This is a genomic window from Deltaproteobacteria bacterium (assembly GCA_016178705.1).
Lineage (GTDB): Bacteria > Desulfobacterota > Binatia > HRBIN30 > JACQVA1 > JACOST01.
On record JACOST010000014.1, the window covers coordinates 466,654 to 484,967 of the forward strand.

Genomic DNA, 18,314 nt, shown 5'->3' on the forward strand with positions numbered 1-18,314 from the left:
GTCAGGCGCCATCTGTGAATATCAGCCGGCGCACTATAGCTGCCCGGTCGCTCAGTACAAATGGTCGCAATGCTTCCAAAGAGCGTGCACGAACCGCATCCTTTCCTTTTCGAACTGCTTCCGATAAGCCCGGCGCTATGACGGTGCCGGCGATCGACGCGCGCGGCTTGAGCAAAACCTTCGGCGGCGTGCCGGCGCTGCGGCGCGTGGATTTTCGGCTCGAACCTGGTGAAGCCGTCGCGCTGTTCGGTCCCAACGGAGCGGGCAAGTCGACGCTGCTGCGCCTGTGCGCGACGCTGCTTCGGCCATCGGCGGGGTCGGTGAAGATCTTCGCAAACGATGGGCGTGATGGCGCCGCGGCGATCCGGCGTCGCATAGGGTTTCTGTCGCACCAGAGTTTCCTCTACCCCGATCTGACGCCCATCGAGAACCTGCTCTTCTACGCGCGCCTGTTTGCCGTACCCGACGCGGTGCGTCGCGTCGACGCGCTGTTGGATCAGGTGGGCTTGATCGGCTGGGCCAACCGGCCCGTGCGCACGCTGTCGCGTGGCCTCGAACAACGCTGCGCGCTGGCGCGCGCGCTGCTGCACGAACCCGATCTGCTCATGCTCGACGAGCCGTTCACCGGGCTCGATGTCGATGCCAGCGCAACACTGCGCGCGGTGCTCAGCGCCGCCCATGCCCGCGGTGCTGCGGTATTGATGACCACTCACGACATCAGTCAGGGCCTCGCGATCTGTCACCGGGCTATCATCCTCGCGCGCGGCGCGTTGGTGTGGGACGGGGCGGTGTCGGCCGATGATGGGGACGCGTTCGAACGCACCTTTCTCGCCGCTATTCATCCGCGGCCGCACGCGGCCGCCGCGTGAGTGTGCCGTCCCGTGTTCGCGCTGCTCTGGAAGGATCTGCAGATCGAGTTTCGCACCAAGGAAACCTTGGCGTCGCTGCTGATGCTCGGATTGCTGACGCTGTTGATCCTGAGTTTTGCCTTCGATCCTATGAGCGAGCTGCGCGGCGAGGCGGCCCCGGCGGTGTTGTGGGTGGTGGTGATCTTCGCCGGCGTGCTGGGGATCAATCGCTCGTTCCTCACCGAGCGCGAGAACGAGTGCTTACACGGTTTGCTGCTCGCGCCGGTCGATCGCGGCACGATCTATCTCGCCAAGGTCGCCGGCAATGTGCTCTTCATGGTGGCGGCACAACTGATCGTGGGACCGATCTTCGTCCTGTTTTTCAATCTGCCGCTGACTTTGGCGTTGCTCCGCTTGGCGGCGGTGGTGCTGCTCGGCCTGATCGGCTTCGCGGCGGTGGGCAGTCTGTTCGCGGCGATAGCCGTGCGCACCCGCGCGCGCGAGGTCATGCTGCCGCTGCTGCTGCTGCCGCTCGCAGTCCCCGTGTTGATCGCGGGGGTCAAAGCGAGCGACCGCATTCTGGCCGGCAAGACTCTTGGCGACGTCAGCCAGTGGCTGCATCTGCTGCTCGGCTTTGATCTGGTCTTCCTGGTTGTCGGCTGGTTGCTGTTTGAATATGCTGTCGAAGAATGACGTTCGTCTGAGGTGATGATGTCGACCGGACGCCGGCTTGCCGATGTAGTGCTCGCGCCCCTCAGCGGGGTGACGATGCTGCTCGCGCTTTATATGGTTTTTGTTTACGTGCCCAGCGACAAGGTGCAGGGGATCGTGCAACGCATCTTCTACTTCCACGTGCCGTTGGCCATCCTGACTTTTGTCGCCTTCGGTCTCGTGGCGCTGGCGAGCGCGTTGTTCTTGTGGCGAGGGACGCGCTTCTGGGATCGCTTGGCGCACTCGGCGGCGGAAGTCGGCATGATGTTTTGCACCCTAATGCTGGTGACCGGCACGATCTGGGCGCGGCCGATCTGGGGGACCTGGTGGACCTGGGATGCGCGCCTCACGTCGGCACTGATTCTGTGGCTGATTTATGCGGCGTATCTCATGCTGCGCGAATTTTCCGCGACCAGTGACCAAGCCGCGCGCTATGCCGCCGTGCTCGGCATTGTCGGCTCGATCGACATTCCGATCATCAATCGCGCCGTGTACTGGTGGCGCACCATCCATCCGGCGGTCTTGGTCACCCGCGAGGGCGGCTCCGGGCTTGAAGATCCGCGCATGCAGGCGACGTTGCTGGTCAGCTTCCTCGCGTTTGCGGCGCTGCTCGGCTGGCTGCTATGGGTGCGCAACGAAAGCGCGCGCCTGCACGACGAGGTTGAGGTGCTGCACCAGCAACTCCTCGCCGAGCACGAACGCTGATCGGATCGAGACCATGACAAATTTTCCGTTCCTGTTTGCGGCATACACGGCGATCTGGGTGCTCCTGTTTCTGTACATCGCCAGCATCGGGCGCCGGAACCACTCGTTGCAGCGCGAAATTGACGAGCTGCACAAACTGATCAAGCGCCACGGTGACAGCGGGCGGGCGCAGGAGACGAATCGATGAGCGAGGCGCGCTTTCCGCGGCAAGTGCCGGGCATTCCGCGAGCGTCGGAGCATCATGAGCTCCGTGAAGACGTCGTGTACGACGAAGTAGCCGGCGTGCCGCTGCGCTACGATTTCTATCGCCCGCTGCGCGTTGATGCACCGACGCCGGCCGTTGTCGTCGTCCACGGCGGTGGTTGGGCGAACGGCGACCCGAGCCAGGCGGCCGGCTACGGCCTCCATTTTGCGCGTCGCGGCATCGCCACGATCTCGATTTCGTATCGCTTGGCACCGCTGCACCCGTTTCCCGCAGCACTCGATGATGTGCGTCGGGGTCTACGCTTTGTGCGGGCCGAAGCGGCGCAGTTCAACGTCGACCCAAGCCGTCTCGTGCTGCTCGGCATGTCGGCAGGCGCCCATCTGGTCATGCTCGCTCACGTCGCGCGCGGGTTGCCGCAGCTTGCACCGGATCTCCCGGTTGCGTTGCGCGCGGTGTCGGAGGACGTGCGCGGCGTCATCGCGCACTACGGGCCATTCGATCTGCGTCGTCGGCTGGTAACGGACGGACCCGACGCTATCGCCGGGTTTCTCGGCCCGCGGCATGCCGAGCCCGAGTGGGCAGCCCTGGCCTCACCGGTGTTGCATGCCACGCATGCGACCGCGCCGACCTTGCTCATTCATGGGACCGGGGACCAAGTTGTCTCGCATCGCGAATCGCAACGAATGGCCGAGGCATTGCGCGCCGCCGGTCGGGAAGTCGAGCTGCTGGTCCTCGACGGTGCCCCGCACGCATTCCAGATTGATTGGCGCGGGGACTACAATCGCCACTCCAATGCGGCCATCGATTCATTCTTGGGGCAGCGCTTCGATCTGCATCGACACGCCCAGGCTGCTGCAAGCTAGACGACGGAGATTGTGTGACCACCATGCATCATGACATCGAGCTACCCGCCATCGGCCCCGAAGAGCGCGTCGCGACGGCATTCCCGTCGCTGTTCAATTGGGAATACAAAACGCGTCACGATGAGCTGATGCGCCTGTACGAGAAGGGCAAGCAGATGCAGTGGAACGCGTCGACCGATATCGACTGGTCCATCGACGTCGATCCCGAGCGCGAGACCGTCCAGGACCACGACGTCATGGACGCGATCCTGCAACCGCCACAGAAGCTCGACACGCGCGCGCGGCGGCGGATGAATCATCACATGAACGCGTGGATGTTGTCGCAGTTCATGCACGGCGAACAAGGCGCGCTGCTGGCCACCGCCGAGATCGTCAACACGGTTCCGTGGATCGAGGCGAAGTTTTACGCCGCCAATCAAGTGGCCGACGAAGCCCGCCACGTCGAGGTGTATCGCCGCTACCTGACCGAAAAGATGGGGCTCAGCTACGCCGTCAATCCGCACTTGCGCACGTTGCTGAATCAGATCATCGGCGATTCGCGCTGGGACATGATCTATCTCGGCATGCAGATCATGGTCGAGGGCCTCGCCTTGGCGGCATTTGGCCTGATGAAGTTCACCCAAGCGGACGAGCCGCTGATCCAGCAGATCACGTCCGCAGTGATGCGCGATGAGGCGCGTCATGTCGCCTTCGGTGTGCTGTCGCTGCAAGACCTCTACACGAAGGAGCTGTCGTCGACCGAACTGCGCGAGCGCGAGGAGTTCGTCATCGAGGCGACCGTGCTGATGCGCGATCGGCTGCTGATGGAAGAGGTGTGGGACCGCATCGGGCTCGATCCCAAGGTGTGGCTACCTTGGTCGCTGTCGACCCCGTTCATGATCGGCTTCCGCCAGATGCTGTTCTCGAAGATCGTTCCGAACCTCAAACGGCTCGGACTGCTGACCCCACGGGTCCGGGCCAAGTACGCCGAGCTGAATATCCTACAGTTTGAATCGATGCCTGATTCCACGATCGACGAGGAAGTCGCGATGCCTCCCGCGTTGGCCACCTTCTTCGCGCGGTTGGTGCAGGCGGGCGTTCAACTGCCAGGTGTGGACGCCAACTGAAGCCGGCACGAGTGCGCTGGAGTGCCGAGGTACGTGGCCGATGCCGACGATCAGTTTTGGAAAGACCGCAACTTCTGGGCTGGTGTGTCGTTAGACCGTCGTAACCGCTGCGTTCCCTGGCCATGATCTCAAAAAGGTTGACCGCTTCCGACTCTGAAGTGAGCGGTGCTTCGCCTGGAGTGAGCGGAGCGGCGGTGGCCGCCAGCTTCTGTGGCCGCGGGCCGCCGTAGAAACCGCCGCCAGACCCGTTTACAACGGGTTGGGTTTTTACTATTTGAAGCCCCGTTGCGTTCGACGTTGGGTCGAGCGACGGCACTAAAGAGTTGGTAACAAGGAACCGTAACTACAACCACTGGAGGAGACCTATGAAGCGCATGATTACGATTGCTCTTGCCGCCCTGCTACTCGCGGGCGCTCCGCTCGCCGCCATGGCTCAGGCCGAAGGCACGACTGCCGACCAGCCTGCCAAGGGCAAGAGCCACAAGGGTGGCAAGAAGGGCGGCCACAAGAAGGGTGGCAAGAAGACACCAAAGGCAGACAAGCCTGCCGGCGGAGAGATGAAGTAACTCTCACCGATCGCTGGGCAGCGGCACACCGCCGCTGCCCAGCGTGCCTTCGATCCCCCCGTCGCGGGCCACCCGCGATAGATCGTCTTCTAGTTACACGCCTTCTTGTACAGATCACTGAGTTTGTTTCTCAGCTCCGCGTCGCTCAGACCCGGCATTGCGGGCTTCAGCGCGGTGAGCTGCTCGCACGATTTGTCCTTCTTCCCGGTCGCCAGTGTCAGGCGCGCGGTTTCGTACGATGCTTCGTACCACGGCACGTCGCCCGCTCGCGCGACCTTGAGAAACCGTTGCCAGTAGCCGAGTGCGGCGTTGAGGTTCTTCTGCCCCTCGGCAATGTGAGAGAGCCCGCGTAACGCGGCCAGCGAGTTCGGGTCTGCGCTCAGTACCTCTTGATACAACGCGTTGGCCTTCTCCAGCTCGTCGGCACCTTCGTAGAGGCGCGCGAGTGTGAGCTTGGTCTTGTTGCCGCCCTCGGACTCGGTCGGCAGCAGCTCGTAGAGCCGCAGCGCGACCTGTTGTGCCGCGGGCCACGCCTGCGCATCGCCCTTCGCCTTGCGTCGTGTCCCTTCCTTGATGAAGGCGGTGGCCAACGCCTCGATCGCCTCATTCTTGCCGTCGGCCCGCAGGACCGTGCCGTGCTGGCGGATCTCGGCTTCCGCGTCGGTAAAGCGGCCGAGCCGTTGCATCGCGCCCAAGCGCAGGCGCACCACCTGCGGGAACAGATCCGACTCATCGGGATACTTCTTCTCGAAGTCGGCCAAGCCGGCGAGCGCCTGATCGTCGCGCGGCTCAGCGGCCAGACTCGCGTAGACGGCGTTCATCACCGCCGCCTTCGCGCGCAGCTCCGGCAGTGGGACGCTCTTGTCGCCGCTGCGCTCGTACGCGGTCGAGGCCTGGGTGAACTGGGCAAGGTCTTGGCCGATGGCGGCGATGACCGCGTCGCGCTCAGCCCCGGTCGGTTTCTTCTCGTCGCCGCCCTGCAAGATCTCGAAGCGGCACTGCAGCGAGCCGAAGCGCGCCCGCAATTCGAAGCCCGGATCGCCACTGACGCGCTGGTAGGCATCGAGCGCGACGCCGAATTGTTTGTGCGCCTGCAGCCATTCGCCGAGTCGATAGCGTGCCTCGTAGGCATTGTGATGATCGCCGTAACGCGACAAGTACGTCCGCATCGCGTCTTCGTAGCTTTGGGTGTCGGCCTCCGGGCTCTTGGCGGCGAGCGCTTCGAGCGCCTTGAAGCGCAGATAGGCGGCGTCGGCGCCGTAGGCTGGGTCGCCTTTTGCCAGCGCCGCCGCGAACTGCGTCGCCGCCGCTTGATAGTCGCCGGCTTGAAAGACACAGAGTCCCAGCAGGTAGTGCGCTTCCTGTTCGACGCGTTTCGAGTCGGCATCGCTGCTGGCGACGATTGCTTCGAGCAGCGGTCGCGCCGCTTTGTAGTCGTTCTTCTGCATGAGGAGGCGAGCGACGCTCCATTTGGCGGCTGGGCTGTTGGCGTTGGCGCTGAAGTCTTCCGGCTTCTCCTCTGCCTGCATCAAGCCGTCGACCTTCTCTTGCCATCCCGGGCCGGCGCGGCGCAGTTGATCCATCGCCGCCAGCGCCTCTTGCCGATAGTGTCCGGCTTGCGATCCGCCCGTCTTGGCGGCGCCCAGCAGCGCCCGCACGCGGTAGTAACGGATCAGCGACGCATCGGCCGAGTCGGCCGCGAGCAAAGTGTCCGCGAGCCGGATCGTCTCCGGAAACTTGCCGCTGCGAAACGAGGCGTCGAGCATGCCGAGGCGCGCCTTACCGCGGCGTTCGGCGGAGGCATCCTTGTCGTCGACGACGATCTGAAAATCGCGGATAGCCCAATCATAGTTACCGAGTTCCAAGTGGCACAGCCCGCGGCCGAGCAAACTCTCGGTGATGAGTTCGCTGCGGCGATCGCCGACCGCAAATTCCGAGAACCCGCGCTCGGCCTTCTCCAGCAGCTCTTTGCGCGGCTCACCGGTGTAGAGCCGCGCGCCGTAGTAGTGCAGCCAGTTGAGGAAGTAGAGCGCTTGCGCGGCGACCGCTTGCGACTCCTTCCACTCGGTCGACTCGTACAGGGCATCGAGATCGCCGTCCTGGTCCATGATGTTCTTGGCCAGTCGTTCCAGCTTGCCGCTGTTGCTGTCGTAGATGCGATCGAGGGGGGCGCTCACCGCCTCGTAGACCCCGAGGAGCGTCTCCTTCTCGCGCGCTTCGGCGCCGGCGCGCACGGCTTTGTCGCTGAGATCGATGAAGCCTAAACCGAGCTGGCCGAGTTGCTGAATGGCGGCTTGCTGGGCGCGCGCGTCGAACCGGTTGGCGGCCTGTTGCGCGCTGATGTCGCTCGCGATCTGCTTGGCGCGCGCCCGCAAGTCGGCCGGCGTTGATTGAGTTGCTGCTCGGCCGACGGCGGCGAAGAGGAGAAACGCGACTGTCGCGCGCGCCACTCCGTTACGTAACCGGTTCACGACAGCTCGCCGAGGAATTTGGCCATCTCGACCTTCCAGCGCGAGCCGAAGGTGAGGACGACGACTTCCTTCATCAACGCCTTCTGCTGGTCGAGTTGGATCAACTCACCGCCACCATCGGCCGCGATGTCGCCGAAGACTTGCGACACCTGTTTGTAGAATTCCGGCATTGGCGACGGTTGGAACGGCTCCTTGCCGTGCAGCGAGCGCCACATCTGGTGATCAAACTCTTCGTGCATCCGCCGGGTGACGTCGACGGTGCTGACATAGCCTCCGTCCTTACGCCACTTGCGCACCAGGTCGCGGACATCCTCGACGTCTTCCGGATGCGGCGGCGAGCCGCCGACGAGCACGATGATCTTCTTCGACTGCTTGCGCCAACTGAGTTCCTTCACGGCGGCGTCCATGCCTTCTTTGACGGCCTCTTCCCAATCGCCGCCGCCTTCGGCGGTTACGTGAGAGAGGAACTCGCGCAGCTTGTCGGTGCGGAAGCTGAGGTCGCTCCACTTCACCACGTAGTCGTCACCCTTGTCGCGGTAGACGACGATGCCGATGCGCGCCGTGGGCACCATCTTCTGCATCGTGGTGACCAGTTGCGTGAGCCTTTGCTTCACATCGTCGATGACGAACTGCATGCTGTCGGTCGTGTCGATGACGAGCGCGATGTCGAGGCCCGTCTTACGCAGACCGCCGACGTAGTCGCCGAAGCCGCCGCCGAGGCCGCCGATTCCGCCCGAGCCGAAGGACAGCGTCGTGGCCGCGGTGTCGATCGTAGGTCCGGCTCCGAGCTTGGGTCCCAAGCCGGCTAGGCGCGGCATCTCGGGCGCCTTGACGTTCTGGACCACCGGTCCGCGCGGTCGTGCCTGCTGCGGCACCGCGCGCTGGACGTTGAGCACGCCTTCCAGATCCTGCAGCGACGCGGCGCCTTGCCAGTCATCTGGTCCCGCTACGTCTTCGACCACGGTGACCTTCACTTGCTCGGCCTTCTTGATCACCGTGAGAGTCACCGTGCCGAGAACGATCAACAGGCCGACGTGCACCGCGGCGGAAACGCCGAACCAGCGCAGCCCACTGAGCCGCTTGCCCGACCACGGATCGAACCGCACCGGGTCCGGTCGTTTGGAAGAATCGTCGGCCATCGCGAGCGGTCAGTGCGCGACGTGGCGTTCCGCAGCGATCGCAACCTGTTGCGCGCCCGCTTTCTGCGCCGTGGATAAGATCTTCACGGCGTTGCCAAACAACACCTCGCGATCGCCTTCGAGCACGACGGGAATGTCGGGTCGCGCGCTGACCAGACCGCGCAGCACTTGTTCGAGGTCGTCGAAAGCCGTGGGCTGGCTGTTGACGTAGATATCGTTACTCGGCGTGATCATGATGGTGATCTCGCGCGGCTGCGACGTAGTCGCATCGACTTCCGGCAGCGAGATCTTGGCGCCGGATTCCACCATCGCGGCGCTGGTCACCATGAAGATGATCAGCAGCACCAGGAAGATGTCGGTGAGTGGCGTGATGTTGATCTCCGCCACGATCGGAGACTTCGCCCGCTTCCGAAAGCTACCGAGAGCCATTGACCTGCCGTCCGAGGTGAATGGCGTCGATCACGCGATTGCAGGCGATCGTCATCGCCGACTCGATCCGTTCAATGCGGGTCTGGAAGTAGTTGTAGGCGACCACTGCGATGATCGCGACGCCCAACCCGAGCGCGGTGGCCACCAGGGCTTCCGAGATGCCGGCCGCGACCACCGAGAATCCCCCGCTGCCCATCAGCGCCATGTTGTGGAACGCTTTGATGATGCCGACCACCGTGCCGAACAGTCCGATGAACGGCGCGCTCGAGGCGACCGTGCCGAGCACCCACAGCGGTCCCTTGAGCGCTTCGAGTTCCTCGAAGCGTTTCTCTTCGGTGAGTCCGGCGAGGTATTCGAGCGAGTCCTTCTGGTGGCGCGCCAGGACGTCGGAAAAAATCCGCCCGGTCGGCAAGCCACCCTGGGCGCGCGTCGCAGTCAACGCGTTGGAGAAGTCACCCGTCTCCAACGTCGGGCAAATACTGTTCGCCAGGGTGAGGCTGCCGGAAATCAGGTTACGCAACGACCACAGCCGCTCGAAGATGATGGTGACAGTGACGAGCGAGAAGATGATCAGCGGATAGGTGGCGAGCCACCCGGTTTGGATCATGTCGAGAATGCTCAAGCCTTCCACGGAAGTCCTCCTACGTGCGCATGCGTCGCTCGGGGTGACGCTTGACGTGTAATTCGATCATCGCGATTCCTTGTCGGCTCGCCGCTCAGAGCTGATCCGGTCCCGCGGGCGCTGTGCCCCGGGGCGTCAGGTGACCGGAGTCGAAGATGAACGGGTGGGGCAACCACGGTGAGCCGGCATGCGAAGCTCAATTTTCGTACCGGCAATCGCTCACGCTGTCAAACCATTTGCCTGCCTCAGGGCGGTTGTCGGTGTCGAGTGTCCGTGGCACGATCTCATCCGGTCGAAAATCCTGCCTGAACTGAAGTGTCGGCCCAATGGTGAAAGCGTTCAATGCCGCGGCGGCGGCGAATGACGAGCAGCACAAGATGCGTCGGCTGCGGCTGCTGGTCGACATTGCGACTGTTGCGGTGCGTGGCTACCCGTTGTCCCGAGCCGACGCGGAGCGCGTGGTTGGCGCGCTGCGCGTGCAGGTGTTGCAACTGTTTCCCGACAAGACGGACACCTTCGAGTTGATTTACGGGCGACGCTTTCGCCGCCTGATTGACGAGCGCTTTGGCGCCGAGTAACAGACCTCACCCGACCGCGCCAGGAGGACACGCCATGACGACGCCTCGCATCCGCTTCAGTATCCAAACCCCGCTCGAAGGCGCGACCTTCGAGGCGCTCGCGCGCCACTGGCAAGCGGCCGAACGCCTGGGCTACGACTCGGTCTGGCTCGACGATCATTTCTATGGGGTGATCACGCCACCGTCGGACGATTCGCTCGAGTGCTGGACGTTGATGGCGGCGCTCGCTCGCGAGACCTCGACGCTTCGGTTCGGCACGCTGGTCGGCTGCAACAACTACCGCCATCCGCCGCTGATCGCGAAGATGGCCGCCAGCGTCGACCACATCAGCAACGGCCGTCTGGAATTCGGATTGGGCGCCGGTTGGTATGAGCGGGAGTATGCCGCCTACGGCTACGACTTCCCCGCCATCGGCACGCGCCTACGGCAACTCGAAGAAGCGCTGCACATCTGCAAGCTGATGTGGACTGAAGAGCGCGCGACCTTTGCGGGTCGGCACTACAGGGTTGAAAAAGCCTGGTGCAATCCCAAGCCGGTGCAGCAACCGCATCCACCGATCATGATCGGCGGCAGCGGCGAGAAGGTGTTGCTGCGCATCGTGGCGCAGTACGCCGACCGCTGGAACTTCGGCGGCAGCGTGAAGGAGTTCCAGACCAAACTGCCGATCCTCGCCGCGCATTGCCGCGCGGTCGGTCGTGATTTCGACGCGATCGAGAAGAGTTGGTTCGGCAACATTCTCATCGAAGCGAGCGAGCAGCGGTTGCAAGAGCGCCTGGCCAAGCGCGCGGCGCGGCTCGGCGCCGCCGCCGATCAGTTGGACGACAGCACGATCAGCGGCACGCCCGAAAAAGTGATCGCGCGCATCAAGCAATACACCGCAATCGGTGTCACTCACTTCATCGGCATGTTCGGCCGCGTCGATCGCCTGGGCGCCACCGAGTTGTTCGCCCGCGAGGTGTTGCCGGCGTTTCGCTGAGTCACGCTGCGCGCCTCGACGCGGAACGGCCACTGCTCCTATCTTACCAGTAACCAAGATCTGCTGGCTGCAGATGACATGGCGATGGCGGTCCTTTCGCGAAAGGTCCGTGGCACAATGGACTTGTGTCGCGACGTCAGACGACGAACGCAGCCCGTAGCTGCTCGAACGTCTTCGGCCGGTACTGCTCCCACGTCTCTTGCCGGACAAAGAGCGGCCGAAATCGGCGCGTCTGCTCCTTCGCCGTCGCGTCTTCGCACCACTGGCAAAGGCGAGCCCACTTCAGTGGATCGTCAAGATCTTCGCGCCCTTTCGTCTCGATCAGCCAAATGTCCGACTCTGCCTCCTTCACAACGAAGTCTGGGTAGTAGTTCGCGATACCCCCGTCGGCTGTCCGGTATTCGATTCGAAAGGCCGTGCTGCGGTTGTTCTTCACGAACGAGATGATGTCGTCGCAGCCGTCCAGGAAGGCAGCGAACTCCAACTCGAATCCGCTCCTGTCGGCCACAACTTTGTTGAAGATCGATTTTCGCGGCACCACGTACGGCTGATCGTTCACCACATACGGTCGGGTTCTGCTCAGCTTGATCGTGTCTCTGATCTCTGTCGTGCCCTTGTCCTGCACCGTGAGCGCGTTTACGGCGGTCTTGAAGGTCTCCATCACCGCGCGCGTGACCTCGATCTCAGACAGGTTGCGCAAGACGTTCAGGTCATCGAGGTCGACCGCTCGATCGAAGAGGTGCGCCTGCATGAACTGCTTGAGCTTGCCGAAGAGGACATCAAATCCGCCGACAAGGCGGATATCACGCATGATCGCTCTGGCGAAGAAGCCGACCGCACTTTGATGCGACGGGGTGAATGCTGAGTCCATCACCGTCGTATGGCTCACAGCGCCGATGTTGAGATCCTTGAACACGATCTCCCGCTGCTCATTCTCGGAGAACGCCTTGATGGGAAGGTGCGGTCGCGGCAGCGCATCCGGGTCCAACTCATCCAGGTTGAGATACTCGCGGTAGATCCGTGGCGCCAACACTGGCAGTTCGATGTCGAGCTGAGCGATGTCTTTCTTCTCGTTGTCGCGATCCACCTCGACCACAATGGGCGCCTTCGGTTTGCTGTGCTCGCCCATCTCCGCGTACTCGAGGTCGACGCCCTCGCTGCGGATCGACTCCACGAAATCCATGAAGGCATCGGTTCCCACGATGCTGACCTTCTCGACCACCGGCTGCCCACGAAACATTCGCCGCAACCCGCGGCCGAGCGTCTGCTCCGGGAGAATCTGACTGGCGGCTTTGTAGGGCCGCAGGCCGACCATCGCGACGACGTTCTGCACGTCCCACCCCTCGCGCAGCATCATGACGGAGACGATCGCCTTGTAGGGGTTGTCTGTCTCGTCGATCTTCCGGCTGAGATCCCTGAGCTTTCCCAACTCCTCTTGGCTCTTGCCAGTGGCCGCCTCAGAGATCTCACCGTTCTTCTTGGTGTGGATGACGAGCACCGCGCCCTGTAGGTCGTGATAGCGCGCTTCCAGAAATTCGCCGACCTCGTCGCAGTTCCGCGTGTCGTCAGTCATCACGAAGAGCACGGATTTCTTGCCCGCCGGAGCAAGCTGCTCGGACACCTTCTGCCACTCGAGATAGCCCAGATGCAGGTAGTCTTCGTACCGCTCGGTGAACTTGGTGCTCTGCCGTTCGTTGAGCTTGGCCCGCGATGCCGCGTCGGGCAGCACCGGCGTTTTCACCACACCCTGTCGGATGGCCTCCACCAGCGGGTAGTCACTGATCGTCTGCACGAAGATCGCGCCGTTGCTGTGCTTCGGTGTTGCAGTGAGATCGAACTGCGCCGACAGCTTGCTGTCCTTCAGACGGAGCTGGTTGGAGATATCCTCGATGTTCTTGAACCACGCCATCTCCGGGTCGTGGATGTGGTGCGCTTCGTCATTCAACACGATCAGATCCGGAACATCCCGCACGATCTGACCCACGTCGACGCGCGATTGATTCGTCTTGCCCGTCGGCTTGCGGCCGAGAAAGTAGTCGGTCGTGTCGTCGTCCTCGAACGACGGCGTCGAAGTGTTCTCGTACAGACGGTGGATATTCGTCAGGAAGATGTTGCCGGTGTCCGACACCACACCGATCTCATCTTGCACATGCAACGTGACCTGAAAGTCGTTCTGCCAATCACGCCCTTCATAGCCATTCTCCGGCAGGACCGGGTCCTTGTGGAAGATCCCCAGGCCGTCGAAGTCCTGGCGCAGCCGGTCGAGCACGATGATGTTCGGGGCGATGACCAGGAAGTTCGTGCTCAGGTCCGATCCGCGCTCGTAGCGCTTGTGGAAGTACGCCCAGGCAATCAGCAGACTCATCACTTTCGTCTTGCCGGCGCCGGTAGCCAGCTTCATCACGTAGCGGGTCCAGTCCTCGGCGAACATTCCCTTCGACACCCGACCCGACGAATCGAACTTGATCAGCGCGTACGGATCGCGCGCCTCTTCGACCTCATACAGCCAGATGGCCGACTCCACCGCCTCGCGCTGCGCGAAGAAGTACCGGAAGGGCTGTAAGGTACCATCAGCAAACGGCAGAAGGTGATCGCTTTTGAACCAGTGGTACAGCAACGCCCGCGTCGTATCGCTGGCCCCCGTATACCCAGTGTCCCGCCAGGCCTTCACGCCGTGCCGCACCTTGTACACGAGCGGCGGCAGCAATGTGGCGTAGCCGTCCTCTGTGAACAGCTCCTCGCCCGGATACCAGCGGATGCTCGGGTCGAGGAGGACGTGCGGATCGGTCGGGAAGTCGGGATGCAGGCCCATCAGGCCGCCTCGCGCTCCAACACCTGTTCCGCGTTCTTCTTGAAATCGTCGAGGGAGACGAACTGCTTGTCCCCCGCGCTGGTGATTCGGCTGCGGTCTTTCTTAGTCAACGCTTCGAAGTCTTCGTGCACGACGAAGCTCTTAAACGGCAGCTTGGCGCGCTGAAACTCCAGGCACGAGATCGCGGCCAACCTCGCCTTCGCTGTGTCTCTTACGGCGAACAAGTAGATGGGGCGCGGCTTGATATCGAACTCGAAGTCGACCTCTAGGTCGTCGCGACTTGGGATCGGCAGCGCGCCGGGGCGCGGGCGATACTTCACCAGTGATTCTTCGATGAACTCGGCCAGCAACTCGTAGAAGAGGCTCTGGATAACCTCCCGCTTGTAGAGCTGCATGTTGGAAACCTTCGCCACCGTTTGCGCGAACTGCAGGACAGCGGGATACAAGCTCTCGGGTTTTGTCTCGACAAACAGGTTGCCGTTTTCCTCGGCGACGTGATTCTCTGCCAGGATCTTCTGGAAGATGCGCTCCTTATTCGGCGTGTCCAAATCGAACGCGTACGACAAACGCATCAGCGTCATCCCGTGATCGCATATGCGCACTCGCTCTTGCGTGCCGTTCTTCGGCTCCAGAAAAATCTCCATCATGTCGCCGTCCTCGTGGTACAGCGGGGCAAGCAACTGCAGGACACCCGGCCGGCGCTCCCGAAAGGCGACGTGATGGTTGAACTGCTCCTTGAGGAGATCGAGATAGCTCATGTCTTTCGCTCCTCCCATTCGGGGTTGAGCGGCAGCTGCCGCAGGTTCGGAAAATACTCGTCGGTGTTGGTCACGTTGATGACCTTGAGGAAGTACCGCAGGGCCTCCAAGTACGAGGCGTACGCATCGGTCGGCTCTCCGCCGCGTTCCGCCCGCAGCCCGGCCTCAATGTTCTCCGGCTTAGCCTTGTGAATGTGATGGAGGAAGTGCGCTGACTCCGGCCCGCCGACAAATTCCCCGTGCGGTCCGTTGCATCGGAGCAAGCAGATACTGCTGCGCTCATCGGGCGCGCGATACTCCAGCCCGATCGAGAAATTCTCGGGGAAGTCCTCGTTGACGCGCATGAACACCGAGAACTCCAACTCGCCCTCCTGCGAACGCAGCCGCATGTCGTCGCGCCGGCTGCCGCGTTCGACGCGCATCTCCTTCCGCGGCGGATCGGAAATGATCTTGGCGCAGCTAATCAAGCGCTCGATGTCCGGCTCGGAGTAGGTCGTCACACCTTGACCTCGACGACCTTGGTCGTGTCGTTGCCGAAGATGTCGATGACCTTTACCGCGATCTTGTAGCGCTTGTTCTTCGAGTACTCGTGTTCGGCGCTGGTGAACTCCAGCGTGCGGCTCTTGCGCGTCCGGAAACTCTGCCACTCGTTCTCGAAGATGTAGTTGCCGGTCCAGATGTCCTTCTCAGCCCCGTCCTCGACGACCCGGATGATTTCGCGGCGGTTCTCGTAGTCGAAGTCCACCGCCCAGTAGTCGATCCAGTCGGTCCACTTCTTCGTCAATACCTCGCGGCTGACCGTCCCCTGCTTGTCCTTGCTGATCTTGACGACTTGCCCGCTCTCGACGGTGACCTTGCTGCCGCCGGCCTTGAGCTTCTCGCCGAGCGCATCCAAGTCGTCTTGCCGGTAGTAGACGCCGAAGTCCTTGAGCGTGACCGTCGCCTTCAGGCCCTTCACTTTTGGAAGCACCTCGACGTAGGCGACATCGTAGAACACCACCTGCCCGCGATCGACGGCGCGCTTGTCGAAGACGTCCTTGGGAATGAACTTCAAGCTGAGGCCGATGCCCTTGGCGCGCGCTTCGTCTTGCACTGCGGGAGTGAGGCCCATCTCGAACTCGAAGCCGAGGACATCCACCTTGCTGATCTGCTTGCGCCGGCACTCGGCGATGACCTCGTTGACCTGCGCCAGCGTCACCGGTGCGTCGATCGGCCCGACCACCACCATCGTGGCACCCTTCCGACCGTGGAAAGGCGGCGTCTGGAACACCCGCTCGGCTTTGTACGCCGACAGCATTAACGTCAGGTAGTGCTCCTCGCGCTGGATCGTCTGCGCGCGGCGCTGCTCCTCGGGAAGGGTTGCGTCGATGCCTACGAAGTATTGGCGCTCGTACTTGCCGAGGTTGAGTATCTCGACGCTGCGGTACGGCTGGCCCGCCGCCTTCAGCTCGCGCTGCACGCCGATGATCCGCTTACGCGTCGTGTGAATCGCGAAGCGTCCAAGATCACATCCTATCCACTTGCGGCCGAGCTTCTCCGCGACCGCGAGTGTTGTACCTGAGCCGCAAAAGAAGTCCGCGACCAAATCCCCCCTCTTAGAACAGGCCTTCAAGATCCGGTCGAGCAATGCCTCAGGCTTCTGGGTGGGAAATGGGAGTACTTCGTTGAGGGACTTATAGGCCGGAGCGATTACCCAATAGTCCTCCGGAATTTTCCCCAGTTCGTTGAGCTCACCCGATCCAAAGCCCGACCCACCGATACCACCAACGAAATTGGCCTTGGTCTTTTCGGAGTACGGAAGTCGAACGTCGTCCAAATTGAATGTCCACTTGTTGGACTTTGAGAACCAAAGGACGGTGTCGTGCGCCCTCGTAAATTGCTTCTGTGCCGCTACTCCGAACCGGTGATAACCCCAAACAATGCTGTTATGGAAATGCTCCGGCTTGAAGAGCTCATCTAGGGCCAACCAGACGATCGGCTGAACATGCCAGTCAATGTGGACAAAAATGCTTCCGTCGTCACTTAGCAGGTCTCGCATGATCCGGAGCCGCTCGTAGATGTATTGAAGGTATCGCTCGCCGCTCTTACCCCATGTATCTCGATATGCGCGCTCCTCGATAAAGCTCGGCTCCTTCGTTAGCGTCTCATCGCCGACCTCAATGTCGATGGAGAAGTCGGCGCCGACGTCGAACGGCGGGTCGATGTAGATGAGCTTCAAGCCGCCGGCGGCTTCGATCTCGCGCCTCAAGGGGCCGTTCTTGAGCGACGCCAACACCAGCTTGTTGTCGCCCCAGATGAGCTTGTTGGTCCAGCCGCTCGATTGCCGGCCGCTTTGCGCGTCGGCGGTGAACAGGTCGAGTGTCTTGCCTGTGAGGTCTTCCGAGCGCGGCTCGTCGATCTGCTCGATCGACTGGAACGGCAGCGCGACGGTGGTGACCTCGCTCGACTTGCCCTGCCAGATCAGCTCCACCTCCGGCGCGTCGGCAAACAGCATGAGCTTGTACTTCGGTGGCAGCGACTCGCCGCGATCGATGTGCTCCTTGATGATCTGCTTGTCGCGCTCGTTAAGATTCATGCCGCGATTGCGCCTCCCCCGAAAGCCACTCGAACACCCCGCTCCGCCGCAGCTACTATCCGACCCTTACCGGTCGTTGCAACACGACCACACACGAGCCACGAGGACCAGTCAGGACGCAACTTTGACTTGCCGCTCGCGCTTGCTATAGTTCCTGCCCGTGGTTCGCTTCCGAGCCACGGGTTTTCTTTTATGGGCTCGCGCGTTGTCGCAATCATACCCGCACGCTACGAGTCCACACGTCTCCCCGGTAAGCCACTCGCGGATATTCACGGCCAGCCAATGATTCAGCGCGTGTACGAACGCGCGCAGCGGGCCGCCGGCGTCGATCGTGTCTTGGTGGCGACGGACGATGCGCGTATTCGTGATGCGGTCGCGCACTTCGGCGGCGAGGTGGTGATGACCAGCGCCGCGCATCGCACCGGTACGGACCGCATCGCGGAGGTCGTCGCCAATCTCGACGCGGATATCGTGGTGAACGTGCAGGGCGATCTGCCGCTGCTCGATCCGACGATGGTGGCGGCGGCGGTGGCGCCGTTGCGCGCCGAGAGCGGTCTGCCGATGGCCACGATCAAAACCGCGATCCGCGGCGACGAGGAGTTGCGCAACCCGAACGTCGTGAAGGTGGTGACCGATCGCGACGGCTTCGCGCTGTACTTCTCGCGCAGTCCGCTGCCATACTGGCGCGACGGCGCCGCTCCGGCTGATGTCCTCGCTCACAAGCACATCGGGCTCTACGTCTACCGGCGCGACTTCTTGCTGACATTCGCCCGGCTGGCTCCGACGCCGCTGGAGCAGGCCGAGCAGCTCGAACAATTGCGGGCACTCGAATGGGGGTTTCGAATCAAGGTGGTGGAAGTCGCGGCGGCATCCATTGAAGTGGACACCGCGCGCGATCTGGAACGCGCCCGGGCGCTGATCGGCGCGGGCGCGTAACCGAAGGAGGGGGG

18 protein-coding genes are annotated in these 18,314 nt (G+C 62.5%); 10 read left to right on the top strand and 8 right to left on the bottom strand.

Annotated features, from left to right (window positions below):
* Positions 1-137: 137 nt before the first annotated feature.
* The 7 genes from ccmA to HYR72_10175 all read left to right on the top strand — a co-directional run bounded on the left by ccmA (position 138) and on the right by HYR72_10175 (position 5,004).
* On the top strand, positions 138-869 hold the full coding sequence (gene ccmA / locus HYR72_10145) for a heme ABC exporter ATP-binding protein CcmA (GenBank protein MBI1815327.1): 732 nt from the start codon (positions 138-140) through the stop codon (positions 867-869).
* A 12-nt stretch (positions 870-881) separates the two neighbouring features.
* Entirely contained in the window at positions 882-1,541 is a 660-nt protein-coding gene (locus HYR72_10150; GenBank protein MBI1815328.1) for a heme exporter protein CcmB, read from the top strand.
* Positions 1,542-1,556: 15 nt separating this feature from the next.
* Positions 1,557-2,264 carry a cytochrome c biogenesis protein CcsA gene (gene ccsA / locus HYR72_10155; GenBank protein MBI1815329.1) on the top strand — a complete coding sequence of 236 codons (708 nt, stop codon included), beginning with the start codon at positions 1,557-1,559 and terminating at the stop codon, positions 2,262-2,264.
* A 13-nt stretch (positions 2,265-2,277) separates the two neighbouring features.
* Positions 2,278-2,451, top strand: a complete 174-nt coding sequence (locus HYR72_10160) for a CcmD family protein (GenBank protein MBI1815330.1) — start codon at positions 2,278-2,280, stop codon at positions 2,449-2,451.
* Positions 2,448-3,332 (top strand): alpha/beta hydrolase, encoded by an 885-nt coding sequence (locus tag HYR72_10165; GenBank protein MBI1815331.1) that lies wholly within the window; start codon positions 2,448-2,450, stop codon positions 3,330-3,332. The genes HYR72_10160 and HYR72_10165 overlap by 4 nt, the downstream gene beginning before the upstream one ends.
* Before the next feature lie 14 nt (positions 3,333-3,346).
* Positions 3,347-4,438 carry a ferritin-like domain-containing protein gene (locus tag HYR72_10170; GenBank protein ID MBI1815332.1) on the top strand — a complete coding sequence of 364 codons (1,092 nt, stop codon included), beginning with the start codon at positions 3,347-3,349 and terminating at the stop codon, positions 4,436-4,438.
* Positions 4,439-4,803: 365 nt separating this feature from the next.
* On the top strand, positions 4,804-5,004 hold the full coding sequence (locus HYR72_10175; protein ID MBI1815333.1) for a hypothetical protein: 201 nt from the start codon (positions 4,804-4,806) through the stop codon (positions 5,002-5,004).
* A gap of 89 nt (positions 5,005-5,093) precedes the next feature.
* On the opposite strand, the gene HYR72_10180 is transcribed toward HYR72_10175, so the two are convergent.
* From HYR72_10180 to HYR72_10195, 4 genes are read right to left on the bottom strand one after another with little or no spacing between them, the layout of a single operon-like run.
* Positions 5,094-7,475, bottom strand: coding sequence for a tetratricopeptide repeat protein (locus HYR72_10180; GenBank protein MBI1815334.1), 2,382 nt, complete (start codon positions 7,473-7,475; stop codon positions 5,094-5,096).
* Positions 7,472-8,614 carry a VWA domain-containing protein gene (locus tag HYR72_10185; GenBank protein ID MBI1815335.1) on the bottom strand — a complete coding sequence of 381 codons (1,143 nt, stop codon included), beginning with the start codon at positions 8,612-8,614 and terminating at the stop codon, positions 7,472-7,474. The genes HYR72_10180 and HYR72_10185 overlap by 4 nt, the downstream gene beginning before the upstream one ends.
* 9 nt (positions 8,615-8,623) lie before the next feature.
* Positions 8,624-9,043 (bottom strand): biopolymer transporter ExbD, encoded by a 420-nt coding sequence (locus tag HYR72_10190; protein MBI1815336.1) that lies wholly within the window; start codon positions 9,041-9,043, stop codon positions 8,624-8,626.
* Positions 9,030-9,650: a MotA/TolQ/ExbB proton channel family protein gene (locus HYR72_10195; GenBank protein MBI1815337.1), complete on the bottom strand. Its 621-nt coding sequence runs from the start codon at positions 9,648-9,650 to the stop codon at positions 9,030-9,032. The genes HYR72_10190 and HYR72_10195 overlap by 14 nt, the downstream gene beginning before the upstream one ends.
* A gap of 341 nt (positions 9,651-9,991) precedes the next feature.
* Between HYR72_10195 and HYR72_10200 the strand changes: the two genes are divergently transcribed.
* Positions 9,992-10,243, top strand: coding sequence for a hypothetical protein (locus HYR72_10200; GenBank protein ID MBI1815338.1), 252 nt, complete (start codon positions 9,992-9,994; stop codon positions 10,241-10,243).
* Positions 10,244-10,277: 34 nt separating this feature from the next.
* On the top strand, positions 10,278-11,219 hold the full coding sequence (locus HYR72_10205) for an LLM class F420-dependent oxidoreductase (GenBank protein ID MBI1815339.1): 942 nt from the start codon (positions 10,278-10,280) through the stop codon (positions 11,217-11,219).
* Positions 11,220-11,355: 136 nt separating this feature from the next.
* Here HYR72_10205 and HYR72_10210 read toward each other — a convergent pair whose 3' ends face one another.
* Genes HYR72_10210 through HYR72_10225 form a run of 4 tightly spaced genes read right to left on the bottom strand, consistent with a single transcriptional unit; the run spans position 11,356 to position 17,364 of the window.
* Entirely contained in the window at positions 11,356-14,031 is a 2,676-nt protein-coding gene (locus HYR72_10210; protein MBI1815340.1) for a DEAD/DEAH box helicase family protein, read from the bottom strand.
* On the bottom strand, positions 14,031-14,789 hold the full coding sequence (locus tag HYR72_10215) for a DUF1828 domain-containing protein (protein ID MBI1815341.1): 759 nt from the start codon (positions 14,787-14,789) through the stop codon (positions 14,031-14,033). The genes HYR72_10210 and HYR72_10215 overlap by 1 nt, the downstream gene beginning before the upstream one ends.
* Complete coding sequence (locus tag HYR72_10220) at positions 14,786-15,289, bottom strand: hypothetical protein (protein MBI1815342.1); 504 nt, start codon at positions 15,287-15,289, stop codon at positions 14,786-14,788. Before HYR72_10220 ends, HYR72_10215 begins: the two co-directional genes overlap by 4 nt.
* Positions 15,286-17,364, bottom strand: coding sequence for a site-specific DNA-methyltransferase (locus tag HYR72_10225; protein ID MBI1815343.1), 2,079 nt, complete (start codon positions 17,362-17,364; stop codon positions 15,286-15,288). The genes HYR72_10220 and HYR72_10225 overlap by 4 nt, the downstream gene beginning before the upstream one ends.
* Before the next feature lie 192 nt (positions 17,365-17,556).
* Between HYR72_10225 and kdsB the strand changes: the two genes are divergently transcribed.
* The gene (gene kdsB / locus HYR72_10230) at positions 17,557-18,300 is read left to right on the top strand and encodes a 3-deoxy-manno-octulosonate cytidylyltransferase (protein ID MBI1815344.1); all 744 of its coding nucleotides are present in this window, start codon (positions 17,557-17,559) and stop codon (positions 18,298-18,300) included.
* Positions 18,301-18,314 lie beyond the last annotated feature (14 nt).